The organism is Bradyrhizobium sp. 1200_D9_N1_1 (assembly GCF_052075915.1).
Taxonomy (GTDB): domain Bacteria; phylum Pseudomonadota; class Alphaproteobacteria; order Rhizobiales; family Xanthobacteraceae; genus Bradyrhizobium; species Bradyrhizobium diazoefficiens.
On record NZ_CP197226.1, the window covers coordinates 8,582,025 to 8,597,249 of the forward strand.

General features: G+C 65.9%; 15 protein-coding genes. 8 read left to right on the top strand and 7 right to left on the bottom strand.

The window, feature by feature from the left end:
* Positions 1 to 12: 12 nt before the first annotated feature.
* Positions 13 to 1,590: a cation:proton antiporter gene (locus AB5K84_RS40560; protein WP_011084124.1), complete on the top strand. Its 1,578-nt coding sequence runs from the start codon at positions 13 to 15 to the stop codon at positions 1,588 to 1,590.
* Between the two features lie 139 nt (positions 1,591 to 1,729).
* Positions 1,730 to 2,500: a hypothetical protein gene (locus AB5K84_RS40565; protein ID WP_011084123.1), complete on the top strand. Its 771-nt coding sequence runs from the start codon at positions 1,730 to 1,732 to the stop codon at positions 2,498 to 2,500.
* 160 nt (positions 2,501 to 2,660) lie between these two features.
* Here the strand turns inward: AB5K84_RS40565 and AB5K84_RS40570 are convergent, their stop codons facing one another.
* The 5 genes from AB5K84_RS40570 to AB5K84_RS40590 form a co-directional block, all read right to left on the bottom strand.
* Positions 2,661 to 3,467: an SDR family NAD(P)-dependent oxidoreductase gene (locus tag AB5K84_RS40570; protein WP_011084122.1), complete on the bottom strand. Its 807-nt coding sequence runs from the start codon at positions 3,465 to 3,467 to the stop codon at positions 2,661 to 2,663.
* A 57-nt stretch (positions 3,468 to 3,524) separates the two neighbouring features.
* Positions 3,525 to 3,938 carry a DUF1850 domain-containing protein gene (locus tag AB5K84_RS40575; protein WP_011084121.1) on the bottom strand — a complete coding sequence of 138 codons (414 nt, stop codon included), beginning with the start codon at positions 3,936 to 3,938 and terminating at the stop codon, positions 3,525 to 3,527.
* Positions 3,899 to 6,007, bottom strand: a complete 2,109-nt coding sequence (locus AB5K84_RS40580; RefSeq protein WP_011084120.1) for a TRAP transporter permease — start codon at positions 6,005 to 6,007, stop codon at positions 3,899 to 3,901. Before AB5K84_RS40580 ends, AB5K84_RS40575 begins: the two co-directional genes overlap by 40 nt.
* A 216-nt stretch (positions 6,008 to 6,223) precedes the next feature.
* Positions 6,224 to 7,171 carry a TAXI family TRAP transporter solute-binding subunit gene (locus tag AB5K84_RS40585; RefSeq protein ID WP_038965333.1) on the bottom strand — a complete coding sequence of 316 codons (948 nt, stop codon included), beginning with the start codon at positions 7,169 to 7,171 and terminating at the stop codon, positions 6,224 to 6,226.
* Between the two features lie 193 nt (positions 7,172 to 7,364).
* Positions 7,365 to 7,844 (bottom strand): hypothetical protein, encoded by a 480-nt coding sequence (locus AB5K84_RS40590; RefSeq protein ID WP_028173607.1) that lies wholly within the window; start codon positions 7,842 to 7,844, stop codon positions 7,365 to 7,367.
* A gap of 195 nt (positions 7,845 to 8,039) precedes the next feature.
* On the opposite strand from AB5K84_RS40590, the gene AB5K84_RS40595 reads away from it, so the two are divergent.
* Positions 8,040 to 8,342, top strand: coding sequence for a hypothetical protein (locus tag AB5K84_RS40595; protein ID WP_011084117.1), 303 nt, complete (start codon positions 8,040 to 8,042; stop codon positions 8,340 to 8,342).
* A 113-nt stretch (positions 8,343 to 8,455) separates the two neighbouring features.
* Here the strand turns inward: AB5K84_RS40595 and AB5K84_RS40600 are convergent, their stop codons facing one another.
* Positions 8,456 to 9,670 (bottom strand): hypothetical protein, encoded by a 1,215-nt coding sequence (locus AB5K84_RS40600; protein ID WP_011084116.1) that lies wholly within the window; start codon positions 9,668 to 9,670, stop codon positions 8,456 to 8,458.
* A gap of 56 nt (positions 9,671 to 9,726) precedes the next feature.
* Complete coding sequence (locus tag AB5K84_RS40605; protein ID WP_011084115.1) at positions 9,727 to 10,356, bottom strand: NUDIX hydrolase; 630 nt, start codon at positions 10,354 to 10,356, stop codon at positions 9,727 to 9,729.
* A gap of 68 nt (positions 10,357 to 10,424) precedes the next feature.
* On the opposite strand from AB5K84_RS40605, the gene AB5K84_RS40610 reads away from it, so the two are divergent.
* The 5 genes from AB5K84_RS40610 to AB5K84_RS40630 all read left to right on the top strand — a co-directional run bounded on the left by AB5K84_RS40610 (position 10,425) and on the right by AB5K84_RS40630 (position 15,123).
* Positions 10,425 to 10,850 carry a PaaI family thioesterase gene (locus tag AB5K84_RS40610; protein WP_038965339.1) on the top strand — a complete coding sequence of 142 codons (426 nt, stop codon included), beginning with the start codon at positions 10,425 to 10,427 and terminating at the stop codon, positions 10,848 to 10,850.
* 338 nt (positions 10,851 to 11,188) lie between these two features.
* The gene (locus AB5K84_RS40615) at positions 11,189 to 12,199 is read left to right on the top strand and encodes an aldo/keto reductase (RefSeq protein WP_038965338.1); all 1,011 of its coding nucleotides are present in this window, start codon (positions 11,189 to 11,191) and stop codon (positions 12,197 to 12,199) included.
* A gap of 15 nt (positions 12,200 to 12,214) precedes the next feature.
* Positions 12,215 to 13,528, top strand: a complete 1,314-nt coding sequence (locus AB5K84_RS40620) for a tetratricopeptide repeat protein (protein ID WP_011084112.1) — start codon at positions 12,215 to 12,217, stop codon at positions 13,526 to 13,528.
* A 33-nt stretch (positions 13,529 to 13,561) separates the two neighbouring features.
* Positions 13,562 to 14,380 carry a CoA transferase subunit A gene (locus AB5K84_RS40625; protein WP_011084111.1) on the top strand — a complete coding sequence of 273 codons (819 nt, stop codon included), beginning with the start codon at positions 13,562 to 13,564 and terminating at the stop codon, positions 14,378 to 14,380.
* Positions 14,380 to 15,123 carry a CoA transferase gene (locus tag AB5K84_RS40630; RefSeq protein ID WP_011084110.1) on the top strand — a complete coding sequence of 248 codons (744 nt, stop codon included), beginning with the start codon at positions 14,380 to 14,382 and terminating at the stop codon, positions 15,121 to 15,123. The genes AB5K84_RS40625 and AB5K84_RS40630 overlap by 1 nt, the downstream gene beginning before the upstream one ends.
* Positions 15,124 to 15,225: the final 102 nt, after the last annotated feature.

A 15,225-nucleotide genomic window follows, 5' to 3' on the forward strand; every position in this document is an offset into this window, starting at 1 on the left:
TAGTGCTAGCTTGTGGCGCCGCTCAAATCGGTTTCGGGGATTATCGTGTCGACATTCGAATGGATCATCGCGCTGCTGCTCGGCGCCGTTGCCTTATCGGCGCTGGCGCGGCGGATCAAGGTCCCCTACCCGACCTTTCTCGCCATCGGCGGCGCCCTGATCGCTTTCGTTCCGAATAGTCCGACCTGGACGCTGGAGCCGGACCTGGCACTGGCGCTTTTTGTCGCACCGGTCCTGCTCGATGCGGCCTTCGACACCTCGCTGCGGGACCTGCGCAACAACTGGGTTCCAGTCTCGACCCTCGTCGTGGCCGCGGTCGGCCTGACCACGGTAGGCGTTGCCTACGTCGCGCACCGGCTGATGCCTGACATGCCCTGGGCCGCCGCGATCGCGCTCGGCGCCATCGTGGCGCCACCGGATGCCGCGGCGGCGGTCGCGATCCTGAGCCAGGTCAAGCTGCCCCACCGCATGGTGAAGGTGCTGGAGGGTGAGAGCCTGCTCAACGACGCGACCTCGCTGCTGATCTATCGGATCGCCGTCGGCGCGGTCGTCATGCAGCATCTGAAATGGAGCGAGGTCGCGCCGACGATCGCGCTGGCGCTTGTCGGCAGCGTCCTCGCAGGTCTCCTGGCGGGGCGCATCATACCGCTGTTCCTCCAACGCGTGAAGGAAGCGCCGAGCGCGATCATCCTGCAATTCGCCACCACCTTCATGGTCTGGATCGCCGCCGAGCATCTCGGCCTCTCCGGCATCCTCACCATCGTCGTCTACGCCATCACCATGGCGCGCACGGCGGGGGCGCACATGCCGGCGCGGCTGCGGGTGCCGTCCTATGCGGTGTGGGAGACGATGGTGTTCGTGCTCAACGTGCTCGCCTTCATGCTGATCGGCATGCAGATGCGGCCGATCTGGACGCGATTGGACGCGGACGTGCGCTGGGAATATTGCGTGGCGGCAGCCTGGATCCTGCTCACGGTGGTCCTGGTGCGGCTGCTCTGGGTGACGTTCTACCGCACGACATTGCGCGCGCTGATTGCCCACGGACTTTATCATCCCAAGGATCCGAAACAGGTGGCCTCGCCGAAGGGCGGCCTCATCATCTCCTGGTGCGGCATGCGCGGCCTCGTCACGCTCGCGACCGCCTTCGCCCTGCCGGAGAACTTTCCCTATCGCGACTTCATCGTCTTCATCGCCTTTGCCGTCGTGCTGGGATCGCTCGTCATCCAGGGCCTGACGCTGCGGCCGCTGATCCTGGCCTTCGGGCTCAAGGACGACGATCCCGTCGGCATCGAGGTCGCGCGCGGACGCGCGGTCGCCTATCGCGCGGCGCTCGATGCGATCGAGAGCGACCCGTCGGAGGAGGCGGAAATCCTGCGGCTCGAATATCGCGCCATCCTGATGCAGGCGGACGACGATCCGAACGGCGGCATTGCCAGTGGCGAATTACCGGCCGATCCGCTGCGCCGCCGCGCCATCGAGGCTGCGCGCAAATCGATCTTCGACCTGCGCGCCACCGAGGTGATCGGCGACGACGCCTTTCACCGCCTCGAGGAGGAGCTCGATCGCGCAGAATTGAGCGCGGGGGGATAAGCCTCAAGAGCAGCACACTCCGCTGTCGTCCCAGACGAGCGAAGCTCCAGACAACGCGCAACGTTGACTGGAGCGGAGCGCCGATTCGGGACGACAGCGGGGCATTGAACCAAACGCCGTCTCTTCAGACACACTCCAGATGACGATCCTGATCGACGACCGTCGTGTTCGCGCGCGTGATGCGTCGCCTGCACGATATTTTTACCTCCACATGGCCCTGGCCTGCGCGGCGACCGCTTTTCTCGGCTTCGCGCCGACCTATTGGGTGCCGCTCGCCCACCGGACGTTCTCCGCAAGCCCCGTGATTCACTTTCACGGCCTCCTGTTCTTCACCTGGTCTCTCTATTTTGTGATCCAGACCTGGCTGGCGGCTTCAGGCCGCGTGGTCAATCACCGCGCGATCGGCATCGTCGGCGTTTCGCTCGCGACCGCGATGACGATCTTCGGCTTCCTCGCCTCCGTGCACGTGATGCAGCACTCCGCCGCGCTCGGGCAGAAAGAAGCCGGCATCGCCTTCTCGATCGTGCCGATGAGCGGCATCGCGTTCTTCGCGGTGGTGTTTGTGCTCGGCATCGCGAACACCCGCAGGCCCGAGATCCACAAGCGCCTGATGCTGCTCGCCGCGGTCTCGATCCTCGACGCCGCGATCGCGCGCTGGTTTCTGACCTTCCTCGCTCCTCCCGGACCGCCCGGCCCGCCGCCGGTGCCGGTGACCATCGCGCCGGCCGTGGTCGCCTCGCTATTGCTCGTCGTCGCCATGGTGCGCGACTGGCGCACCGAGCGCCGCGTGCATCTGGTCTACATCACCGGCACGCTCGCGATGCTGGCGGTGAAGGTGCTGAACTGGCCGATCAGCGAAAGCGCGGCATGGCATGCGTTCGCCGGCGGGATTCTGGCGCTGGCGCAGTAGTTCTCCGATGTCGTCCTGGCGCAAGCCAGGACCCATTACCCCGAATGCCGATTGTTGAAGAAGGCTGGAGCTACCAGCCTTCGCCAAACCTGTCCCTGTGGTAATGGGTCCTGGATCAGCGCTCGCTTGTCCAGAACGACGGCGGAGTGTGAGGCAGCGCTTACGCCCCCGCCTTGCACGTGATCCCGCCGTCGACCACGAGCTCGATCCCCGTCACATATTTCGACTCGTCCGACGCCAGGAACAGCGCGGCATTTGCGACGTCAAAGGCATCGCCCATGTGACCCATCGGCACCTGGGCATCGCGCGCGCGCCACATCGCCTCGACGTCGCCCTTGGCGTAGCTGGCGGCAAGGCCGGCGGAATGCTCGACCATCGGGGTCTTCATCAGGCCGGGCAGGATCGCATTCACGCGCACATGATGCCGCGCGAACTCGATCGCGGTGGTGCGCGTCATCTGGTTCATCGCCGCCTTCGAGGTGCCATAGGTGACGTAGGAGATGCCCATGTGGCGGATCGAGGCGATCGAAGAGATGTTGATGATTGAGCCGCCGCCCTGCTCCACCATCACGGGGATGACGTGCTTCATGGCGAAATAGGCGCTCTTGAGGTTGACGCTGAAGACGCGGTCCCAGCTCTCCTCGGTTACCTCGACCACGCTGCCCATCTCGGCGATGCCGACATTGTTGTCGAGCACGTCGATGCGGCCATAGGCCTTCAGGCACGCCGCGACCATCGCCTCGATCTCGGCTGACCGCGAGACGTCGGCGGTAAACGCGGTCGCCTTGCCGCCTTCGTCATTGATGATCTTCGCGGTCTCCTCGGCAGCAGTGCCGTTGCGGTCGACGCAGAACACCTGCGCACCCTCGCGCGCGAAGGTCACCGCGGTCGCCTTGCCGTTGCCCCAGCCCGGCCCGATCGAGCCCGCGCCCACCACCATCGCAACCTTGCCCTTGAGCCGATCCATCGCGTGTCTCCCTTGTTGTTGTTCTTGTAGCCCGGACGGAGCGAAGTGCAATCCGGGCTACGGATCGTTGCAGACCTTCATCGTCGTGACGTTAGCACCAATGGGATGCCCGACAATCTCCGACAATGTCCGGCACGCGCCGTCATGGCAGAGCCGCCATTCCCCGGCGGCGCCGGAATTGCCGAGCACGACCTCCTGCATCGGCGCACGCTGCGGCTGCCATTGAAACCAGCCATCGACGAGCCGCGCTTCGGGCGGCGGCTCCATGCCGGCACCGCTGCCCTTGACCCGTGCCTGCACCAGTTCGAGACCCGCCGGCGTCACGCGCCAGTCCTCCTGCCAGTCGACCTTTTCGATCGAATGCGTCCACACCAGCGTGAAGGCGGACAGCGCCAGCGCCTTCACGCCTGATGCTGTGGCGAAGCAGAGGCTCACACCGCCTCGACCACTGCCGGTGGGCGCTGCCGCCACTGCCACAGCGCGAGCGCGGCGGAGAGCACGAAGCCCGCGGTGTCGCTGAACGGGAAGTCGCCGAGCAGGCAGAACGCGGCACCGAGCGCGACCAGGCGTTCGACGAACGTCAGCCGCGTGAACAGAAAGCCGATCGCGACCATGCCGAACAGGCCGATCGCGACCAGCGCCTTGAAGGTCGCTAGCGCGACCGCGCCGTAGAAGCCGAGCTTGGCCGCCATGGGATCGCCGGCCTGGAGCATCAGCGCCGGCGAATAGACGAAGACGAAGGGGATGACATAGCCGGCGAGCGCGATGCGCATCGCCTCCCAGCCGATCTTGTCCGGATTTTCCTTCGCGATCGGCGCGGCCGCGAGCGCGGCGAGCGCGACCGGCGGCGAGAGGTCGGCCATGATGCCGTAGTAGAACGCGAACATGTGGCTCGCGATCAGGGGCACGCCGAGTTTCGCCAGCGCGGGCGCCGCGAGCGCGGCGGTGATGATGTAGGTCGGGATGGTCGGAATGCCGGTACCGAGCAGGATCGACAGCAGCATGGTCATGATCAGCGCCAGGAACAGGCTCTTCTCGCCGAGACCGATCACCCAGCCGCCGAAGATGGTGCCGACGCCGGTCTGCGACATCATGCCGATGATGACGCCGACGATGGCGCACGCCATGCCGACGGTGATGGCGGACTTGGCGCTCTCGGCCAGCGCGTCGCGGCACTCGCGCAGGGCCTTGAACCCGCCGCGGATGAAGGCGGTGATCACGATCAGCCCGGCGACGACGCTCGCGACCGGCACGATCTGAAGCCCGTCGCGCGACAATGCGGCGACGACGAGCGCGAGCCCGACCCAGAAGATGGTGCGGATCACCATCGAGGACGCGCCGGCCGTGATGCTGGCGCCCAGGATCAGCGTCACCGTGAGCGCGAGGCCCATGCTGCCGGCATAAAGCGGCGTAAAGCCTTCGAACAGCATATAGACCAGCGCGGCGAGCGGCAGCACGAGGTACCAGCGCGTCACCAGCGCCTTCCAGGCGCTCGGGATCTCCGAGCGCTTCATGCCGACGAGACCGTGCTTGCCGGCTTCCAGATGCACCATCCAGAACGCGGATGCGAAATAGAGGATCGCGGGGATCGCCGCCGCCTTCACGATCTCCGAGTACTGGACGCCGAGCGTCTCCGCCATGATGAAGGCGACCGCGCCCATCACCGGCGGCATGATCTGCCCGCCCATCGACGCCGTGGCCTCGACACCGGCTGCAAAGGCGCGGCGATAGCCGAACTTGATCATCAAGGGAATCGTGAACTGGCCGACGGTGACGACGTTGGCGACGCCCGAGCCCGAGATCGTGCCCATCATGCCCGAGGCGAACACCGCGACCTTGGCAGGTCCGCCGCGGGTGCGGCCAAACAGGCCGAGCGAGACGTCGGTGAAGAGCTGGATCATGCCGGCGCGCTCGAGGAACGAGCCGAACAGGATGAACAGGAAGATGTAGGTCGCCGACACGTAGATCGGCACGCCGTAAAAGCCTTCGGTGCCGAACGACAGATGCGTGACGATCTGGTCGAAATCATAGCCGCGGTGGTTGAGCGGCGATGGCAGATACTGGCCGAAGAACCAGTAGAGCAGGCACGCGCCGCACATCAGCGGCAGCGCCGCGCCCATCAGGCGCCGCGTGCCCTCGAAGATCAGCACCGCAAGCAGTGTGCCGACGGCGAGATCGAGCCTGGTCGGATCGCCGTCGCGCGCGATCAAATCGGCGTAGAAAATCCACTGGTAGAGGCCGCAGAAGAAGCCGGCGCCGCCGATCACCCAGCCGAGCGCGCGGCCGACATCGCTCCTTGCAGTGAAGTTCGCGATCAGGCCGAAGGTGAGGAGAACGAGGAAGCCGACATGGACGCCGCGCACCACCTGGCTCGGCAGATAGTTGAAGGCGGCGACATAGAGCTGGAAGGTCGCGAAGGCGATGCCGATCCAATAGGCGAGCCGGCCCCACCAGCCCGGGCCGAACCCTTCGGGGAAGCCATGCTCGAAATTGTCGAATTCGACCTTGATGGGCGCCTCAGAGCCCTCTGCCTGCAACATCGATGTTTCCCCGCGCCCTGATTAGGTGCGTTCTTACAGCATTCGCGCTGCGCCCTGAATACGTCATACCCGGGCAGAAGCGCGAAGCGTCTTCGCGCAGATGACCCGGGCATCCACGCTCACTCCGTCATTCCGGGGCGATGCGACGCATCGAACCCGGAATCTCGAGATTCCGGGTTCGGCTCTTGCGAGCCGCCGCGGAATGACAGCGGAGAATTACTTGATCAGCCCCTTTTCCTTGTAATAGCGGATCGCGCCGGGGTGCAACGGAACCGGGCTGCCGGCGGCGGCCGTCTCGAGCTTGATCTCCTTGCCGGCCGCGTGGGCATTCTGCAATTCCGGCAGCGACTCGTAGACCAGCTTGGTCATCTGGTAGGCGAGATCGTCCGACACCGCCGAGCTGGTCACGAGATAGTTGACCACGGCCGCGGTCGGCACGTCCTTGTCCTGGCCCGTATAGGTGTTGGCGGGAATGGTCGCCGCGATGAAGGGCGGGCCGATCTTGTCGACGGTCTCCTTCGGCACCGACACCACCGTGATCGGGCTCGAGGTGGAGAGATCCTTCAGCGAGGCCACACCGAGCCCGGCCGATTGCAGCGTCGCACCCAACTGGCGGTTCTTCATGAGGTCGACGGATTCGGCGAACGGGAGATACTCCACCTTGCCGAGGTCCTTGTAGCTCATGCCGGCCGCGCTGAGGATCGCGCGGGAATTCAGCTCGGTGCCCGACTTCGGCGCGCCGACCGACAGGCTCTTGGCCTTGAGGTCGGCCAGCGTCTTGATGCCGCTCTCGGTAGTCGCGACGATCTGGATGTAGTTCGGATAGATCGCGCCGATGGTCCTGAGCTTGTCGAGCTTGGTCTTGAAGCCGGCTTCCTCGTCGCCGTCCCAGGCCGCCTTGAGCGAGTCGCCCAGCGTGAACGCGAGCTCGCCGCGGCCCTGCTGGAGCAGGATCAGGTTCTCGACCGACGCCTTGGTGGCCTGCACCTGCGTCTTCACGTTCAGGATCTTGTCGCCGTAGATCTTCCCGATCGCGACCCCGAGCGGGTAGTAGACGCCGGAGGTGCCTCCGGTCAGCACGTTGATGAAGGATTGCGCATGCGCGCAAGGCGCCGACGCCGCCAGAGCAAGAGCCGCGGCCACGCCGAAAATCGTCCGTTTCATGATTTCTGTACTCCCCAAACCGGCGGGGAAATTGGCCGGATGAGGGGGGCGGGTCAACCCATCCAATAGGCAAAACAGGACTGCGGTAAACAGCCGTTCCGGCTCGACTTTTGGGGAACCCGGCGGGTGCGGCGACGTGGCGCAGCCGGATCGCGGCGCGCCCGAACGCATCGTGTTCGAGCGCGCTATCTGCTCACTGGAACGTCATGTCCAGGCACTTGGAGATGTCGGAGCCGAGGCCGGAGGAGATGATGATGCAGCCGCGCACCTTCTGCGCGGTGACGTCAGCAGCCCAGACCGAGTAGCCGCCGGGGCCGAAGAACGAATTGGTGTTCGGCGGCTCGGTCTCGGTGGCGTCGAAGTCGTAATGTCCGTCGGTCTCGAAGATGCGCGGCTTCTTGGTGCAGCCGCCGTCGGTCTGGACGTTGATGACTTCCTTGTTGTCCCGGGTCAGGGCCAGCGATACCTGGCAACGGAAATATTCCGAGGTCCTGGTGTTGAAGAGATAGGTGTAGGACTTGCAGGTCGCCGTGTTCAACTTGCCCGGGGCAAGGCCGCGGCTGCACGAGATCCGCTGGTTGTGGCTGAGCTGGTAATCATCGGCCCGGGCGGCCGGAGCCAGCGCCGTAAGCAACAGCGCGGCAGCCGAGCAGGCTTTAATGACATGGTTCATTCGAATCATCCCCACCAATATTTTTGTCGAATTGCGTTCTAGACGGAAAGCGGAACATAGTCGCGAGGGGACGAAGGGAAAATCACAAACTGCTGGACAAGACGTGATGCGCCGCGGCGCTTTCGCGAATTGACCCGAAAATGCCGTTCGTGATTTGTTCAAGCCGGGCACCCCGACGATGGGGAGGATAGGATCATGGTATTTTCAACGAAGACATTTGCAATCGCAGCCGCGCTCGGCGCATTCACAGCACCCGCATTGGCGCAGACCGAGGCGACGCCCTGGGAGCTCAAGCCCGACATGGGCTACGCTTATGACAGGGACGGCAAGACTTATTCCTACAAGATGGGCACCAGCAATGCCGGCGAGCTGCTGAAGGGCGCCAAGAAGGTGCCGAAGGGCACGCTGTTCTTCATCGGCCACAACGGCCAGCTCTACATGCGCAGCGGCCCGTATCTGGAAGGCGACGGCAAGTTCAAGTTCGGGCCGGATCAGTAGGCACGGCGCCGTAGGGTGGGCAAAGGCGCGTTAGCGCCGTGCCCACCACCTGTCAGCACACTCTGGTCGAAAGCGGTGGGCACGCTTCGCTTTGCCCACCCTACGGCAGCGTCCTAAAACGCCCCCGCCAGCTCCCGCGCGCCGGCATTGTTGCTGTTGCTGTCCATCCGCGTGTCCGTCACCGCGAGCAGCTTCGCCACCGTGTTGTGGCGGATCGCGACCGGGTTGCGCTCGTAGCCGCCGCGCTGGAAGAAATTCGAGGTCGGCACCTGCTCGCGCATCGCCTGCGGCATCGTCACCATGTCGAGGCCGGTGCCGTCGCCGGTGAGGTTCATCATCTCGAGCTCGGCCGCCGTGAGCGGACGCGCGTAGCCCTTTGCGCGCGCGAACAGCACCGATGTCAGCAGCTTGTGGGTCTGGAGCATCGGTCCGATATCGACGTCGAGCACCATCGCATGCATCGCCCAGCCCTGCGCGGTGTTGCCGATCTTCTCGTGCTCCGACCAGGTGTCCGGCACCGACTTCGCATGCGCCACCATTTTCTTCAGCACGGTGAGCTTGTGCTCGAGCGACTGCCGCGCCGGGCCCGAGGTCCGCGCCACCTTGTCGGAGAGCGCGCGAATGAATTCATGGCCCTGCTCGGCCAGCAGCTCGACGCTGTTGGTGGTCAGGAGCTGGTTGTAGCCCATCGCGGTCGAGATCGCGCGCTTGCCACCATGCTCGATGCCCGCCTGCACGTCGTAACTGCCGGTGCCGCCGGTCTCGAACGAATAGACCCGCACCGCCTGCTCGCGCGTCAGCCCGGAGGCGAGCGCGTAGCGCGCATAGGCGCGCTTGAACTCGACCTCGCTGGACGGGCGCTGCGGCGTGAACTGGTAGAGCTCCTGCGCCGCACGCAGCAGATCGGCGACGACGGGGATCGGCTTTTTGGTCGGGCGCTCCGGCGTTTCCTCCGGCTCCGGATTCACAGGCCGCTTCGGCCCGCTATACAGCGGCGGATGCTCCAGCACGTAATCGTCGAGCGTGATCTGCTGCCCGCTGCGCCGCTTGGCATTGCGGGTCTTTCGCTTCTCGGAGATCTGGCTCCAATAGGCGCCGGCTTCCTCGTCGAAGGCCGCGCGCGCGGCCTGATATTCCCCGAGCTTGCGGTGATATTCGAGCACGGCGGGCGACGCCCCGCCTTGCGCAAAAAACTGCGACAGGAGCTGGGCCTTGGCATCGCGGACGGCGGGCGGCAGCGCGTCGGACGCGCCGCCACGCGCGGCGGGCGCGAGCAGGACGAGCGCGAATGGAACCAGCGCAAGGCTCTTTCGAATCGAATGATGCATGCCGCTCTCTTAACAGGCATCCGGTAACCGTCACGTTAACGCGCCGTTTACCATCGTCACTTCCAGGCGAACACCGGCTGTTCCAGCTCAGTCACGCGGGTCTGCCGCCCCGCCAGCACCTCGCGGAACTGGTAGATCAACGCCGCCGTCGGCGCGTGGATCAGGCTCATCTGGTGGTGAAAGCGGATCACTCGGCGGCTGCTTTCGGGGATCCCGGTGAAATCAAAGGCGTCGTCGCGCTCGATCGTCGTGAGCGCGATGCGATGAACGGAGGCGACCTCGTCCGGGTTCGGACGGATGGCGGCGGCGGCCGTGGCCCAGACCACCACCGGCGTGATCAGATAGCCGGAGCGGGTCGGATAATCGTCGAGCGTGCCGAGCACCTCCGCGCTGGTGAGGCGAAGGCCGAGCTCCTCGTCGAGCTCGCGCAGCGCCGCCTCGACCGGCGTCTCGCCGGCATCGCAGCGTCCGCCCGGCAAGGCCCATTGGCCGCGATGAGCGCGCAGGTGCGATGCGCGCAGCGTGAGCAGGAACGCGGTGTCGTCCCCCTCGCCCGCCGCGGTCAGCGCGACCGCCACCGCGGCGCGCTTCAGCGAAGGCGCTGCGCCGTCTTCCGGCAGCCGCGTGAAGGCCGCGCAGGCGGCCGCGATATTCCGCCGTGTGGCATCGTCGAACGGTCTCATCATGCTTGACTACACCACGTCCGCCCCCGATGAAATGAGATCGCAAGGCCCGCAGAGGAATGGACGACGAGATGACCAACAAGGCCGCCGCAAGGCTCAAATCGGAGGGCTGGACCATCCTCGAGACCACGGGCTTCTTGCACTTGATCGGCCCCTTGTGGCAGCGCAAGGTCGACGGTCGCTACGAATTCGCACTCGCCACCGAGGACAAGCATCACAACCGCCGCGGCATGGTCCAGGGCGGCGTGATGATGACGTTCGCCGACCGCACCTGCGGCATGACCGCCCGCTACGTCTCCGGCAAGGAGTTCATGGCGACAGTGCAGCTCGACACCCATTTCGTCGAGGCCGGCCAGATCGGCGACATCCTGATCTCGCGCCCGCGCGTGGTGCGCGCGACGCGCAGTCTGATTTTCATGAGCACCGAAGTCAGCGTGGACAACCGCTGTGTGGTGATGGCCAACGGCGTGTTCAAGATCTTGAAGGGGCCGGCGTAGCGGCGCGTTCCGCCGTCGTCCTGGCGAAAGCCAGGACCCATTACCCCTGAGAGAAATTGTAGCGCGAACCGGTAACCGCGAATCTTCGCAAAACCAATTCCTGGGGTAATGGGTCCTGGATCGGCGCTCGCAATTGGACAACGCTACGCGTCGCCAAGCGCCCGCTTGTCCAGGACGACGATGGGGAAGCAACGGCGCTCCCCCAACCTCGTCATTGCCAGCGCAGCGAAGCACTCCAGACGCGTTCCGCGGACGCATCTCTGGATTGCTTTGCAGCGCTCGCAATGACGGAGCGGGATGGCTATGCTGCTCCCACAAGAGGCAGCAAGGATCCGCCCATGCAATACCGCCAGCTCGGCCGCACTGGCCTGAAAGTCTCGCCGATTTGTCTGGGCACCATGATGTTCGGCGGACCGACCGATGAAGCCGCGTCAACGCGGATCATCGCGAAGGCGCATGATGCCGGAATCAATTTCATCGACACCGCCGACGCCTATTCGAAGGGCGGCTCCGAAGAGGTCGTCGGTCGCGCGATCGGCAACAACCGCCATGTCTGGGTGCTGGCGACCAAGCTCGCCAACCCCATGGGCGATGACCCCAACCGGGTCGGGCTGTCGCGGCGCTGGGTGCTGCAGGCCGCGGACGAAAGCCTCAAGCGGCTCGGCACCGACCACATCGACATCTACTATCTGCACAAGGAGGACCATGCGACGCCGCTGGAGGAGACCGTGCGCGCGATGGGCGATCTGATCCGCGCGGGCAAGGTGCGCTATTTCGGCGTCTCGAACTATCGCGCCTGGCGCGTCGCCGAAATCTGCAACATCTGCGACCGGCTCGGCATCGACCGGCCCGCGGTGAGCCAGCCCTATTACAACGCGATGAACCGGATGCCCGAGGTCGAGCACTTTCCGGCCTGCGCCTACTACGGCCTCGGCATCGTGCCCTACAGCCCCTTGGCGCGCGGCGTGCTCACCGGCAAGTACAAGCCGGATGCAGCCCCGGACAAGGAGACGCGTGCGGGACGCAACGACACCCGCATGATGCAGACGGAATGGCGGCCGGAGTCGCTCCAGCTCGCGCAGGAGATCAAGAGCCACGCCGAGAAGAAAGGCATCACCGCCGGCCAGTTCGCAGTCGCCTGGGTGCTGAACTCCGCTTTCGTCTCCTCGATTGTGGCGGGCCCGCGCACCGAGGAGCAGTGGGACGGCTACATCAGCGCACTCGACTATCGCTTCACCAGCGAGGACGAAGCCCTGATCGACCGCCTGGTGACGCCGGGCCATCCCTCGACACCGGGCTACAACGATCCGGCCTATCCGATCGAAGGCCGCCGCGCGCGGACGGCATAACAGCGGGAGGCGACGATGGCGCATGAAGACCGCTACGGCCTGCCGCTTTCCACCGCATCCGATGCCGCGGCATCCGCCTATCGCGAAGGCGTCGACCTCATGCTGGCGGGCTGGACCGGTACGGCGGAGACGCTGGAGCGCGCCATCGCCGCCGATCCGGACTTTGCGCTTCCCCTTATCGCCCGCGCCCGCGTGCATGCCTTCTACCAGCAGGGCGACCTCGCGCGGCAGAAGGCGGCGGCCGCGCGAGAGCTCGTTGCAAAGCGCGGCACGGAGCGCGAGCGTTCGCATGTCGAGACCCTGGCGCTGGCGATCGAGGGCCGACTGCCCGAGGCGATTGAGGCGACGCTGAAACACGTCGAGGCATGGCCGCGCGATGCCGTGGTGTTGTCGCTGCCGCTCGGCGCGTTCGGCCTGTTCGCCTTCTCCGGCATGGCCGATCACGACCGCGCGCGGCATGAGCTGTGCGAGCGCGTCGCGCGGCATTATGGCGAAGACTGGTGGTTCCTCACCATGTCCGGCTGGGCGATGACCGAGAACGGCGACGTAGCCCGCGGCCGCGGCATCACCGAGCGCGGCTTCGCCCTGCGCCGGCAGAATGCCCATGCCGCGCACGCCGTGCTGCATGCGATGTTCGAGGACGGCTCGATCGAGGCGGCCGACCGTCTCGTCGACGAGTGGATTCCCACTTACGACCGCGCCGGAATCCTGCACGGCCACATCCGCTGGCACCAGGCGCTCGGCGCGCTCGAGCATGGCGACGCCGCACGCGCACTTGCGATCTATGCCGACGTGCTGCAGCCCTCCGCGACGCAGGCGCCGCCGCTCAACGTCGTCACCGACGGCGCCTCGCTGCTCTGGCGCCTGTCCGCTTATGGCCACGCCGTGCCGCAGGAACTCTGGCTCGACGCCGACGCCGCCGCGCAAAAGCTGTTTCCGAAATCGAGCTTGCCGTTCGCCGACGTCCATATGGCGCTGTTCGCGGCCGCAACGCAAAACCGCGACGCCCTCGCCGCGCGCCTTGCCGTGATCGAGCAGCGGGTCGCCGAGGGCAAGCTGCCGGCCGGCCCCGTGGTGCCGGCGATCTGCCGCGCACTGGCGGCCTTTGCGGACGAGGACTATGCGGCCTGCGTGCGGACGCTCGCGCCCGCGCTCGCCGACGTCGTCCGCATCGGCGGCAGCCACGCCCAGCGCGAATTGATCGAGGACACCTTTATTGTCGCTCTCATGCGCGGCGGCGAGCTGGCGCGCGCACGCAGCATGCTCGACGCCCGCCTGCATCGCCGCCCCTCCCTGCGCGATACGCGCTGGCAGGCGGCGATGGCTTGAGGCAGGATAAGAAAAACAAAGCGGAGGACGCCCATGACCGAGATCGTTGCACTGGAGGCGCTGGCCGGTCGCGTTGCATCGGGGCAATCGCTGGCCGTCCCCGTGGACCGCTCCGGCGTCGCGATGGCCGCGACCGCCGCCATCATCGCAGCCGGCATCGATAATCTTCATCTGGTCTGCGTCCCCATCAGCGGCATGCAGGCCGATCTCCTGATCGGTGCCGGTGCGGTCAGGACGCTCGAGACCAGCGCCATCTCGCTCGGCGAAGCCGGCGGCGCGCCGCGTTTCGGCGCTGCGGTGCGGGCGGGTAGCGTGACGCTGCGCGATGCCACCTGCCCCGCGATTCACGCCGGCCTGATGGCGGCGCAACACGGCGTGCCCTTCATGCCGATCGCCGGCATCATCGGCAGCGATCTGCTCGAGGTGCGGCCGGACTGGAAGGTGATCGACAGCCCGGTCGGCGAGGCGCGCAAGGTGGTGGTGGTGCCGGCGATCAAGCCCGACGTTGCGCTGTTTCATGCGCCGGAGGCCGACCGTGCCGGCAATATCAGGATCGGCCGTTTCCGCGAGCTCGCCACCATGGCCTATGCCGCCAAGCGCACGCTGGTCACCGTCGAGCGCATCGTCGACCACGATCTGTTCGAGACGGAGGATTCCGCCGCCGGCGTGCTGCCCTCGCTCTATGTCGACGCCATCGCGGTTGCCGAGCGCGGCGCCTGGCCGCTGGCGCTGTGGAATGAATATCCCGCCGACGAGGCCGAGATCGCGCGCTATGCGGCGATGGCGCGCAGCGAGGACGGCTTCCGAGCCTATCTCTCGACCTTCCTGTCCCATCGCAAGCAGGTGGCCTGATGTCATCGGAACGCGAACGGCGCGAAATCCTGATCACCACCATCGCCGACCTGCTCGACGGCATCCGTCACGTCGCGGTCGGCGCATCGTCGCCGATCCCCGCGGCCGGTGCGATGCTGCTGCGCGCACGCAACGAACTCTGTGGCAAACCGCCGGTGCGCATCTCGATCCTGGGATCGCAGCGGCATAATTTCTTCACCAATGGCGGCATCGAGCTGTTCGACTGCGCCGCGCAAGGAAGGGTCGACGCCTTCTTTCTCGGCGGTGGCCAGATCGACGGCGCGGGCAACATCAACCTCGTCGGCACCGGCGATTACCCGAAGACCGATGTGCGCTGGCCCGGCTCGTTCGGCTCGGCCTATCTCTACCATCTCATTCCGCGCGTGATCCTGTTTCGCGAGGAGCACACCCCGCGCGTGTTCGTGCCGAAGGTCGACTTCGTCAGCGCCCGGGCGACCACACCGGAGGTCCCTCGCCGCGGCGGGCCATACGCGCTCCTGACCAACATGGCGCTGTTCGACTTCGACCGCGAGGCAGGCGGCTTCGCCCTGCGCTCGGTGCATCCGCCCTTCACGCCGGCCGACATCAGGGAAAATACCGGCTTCACCTATGAAGAACCGGAGGTCGTGCGGGAAACCGCGCGGCCCGATTCCGCAACCCTGGCATTGCTGCGCGGCCGGATTTTCGACGAGCTCGCCGAGACTTACCCGGCCTTTGCCAGGACCATGAAGCAGGCGGCGTGACCCTCCGGTTCTGCCACGAAAAAAACACTGGCCTGACGGCAAGTGCCTGCCGGGATGGTTGGGCGATTTTGGGCGAATCGCCGATGGGTGGCGCGGTGGTAT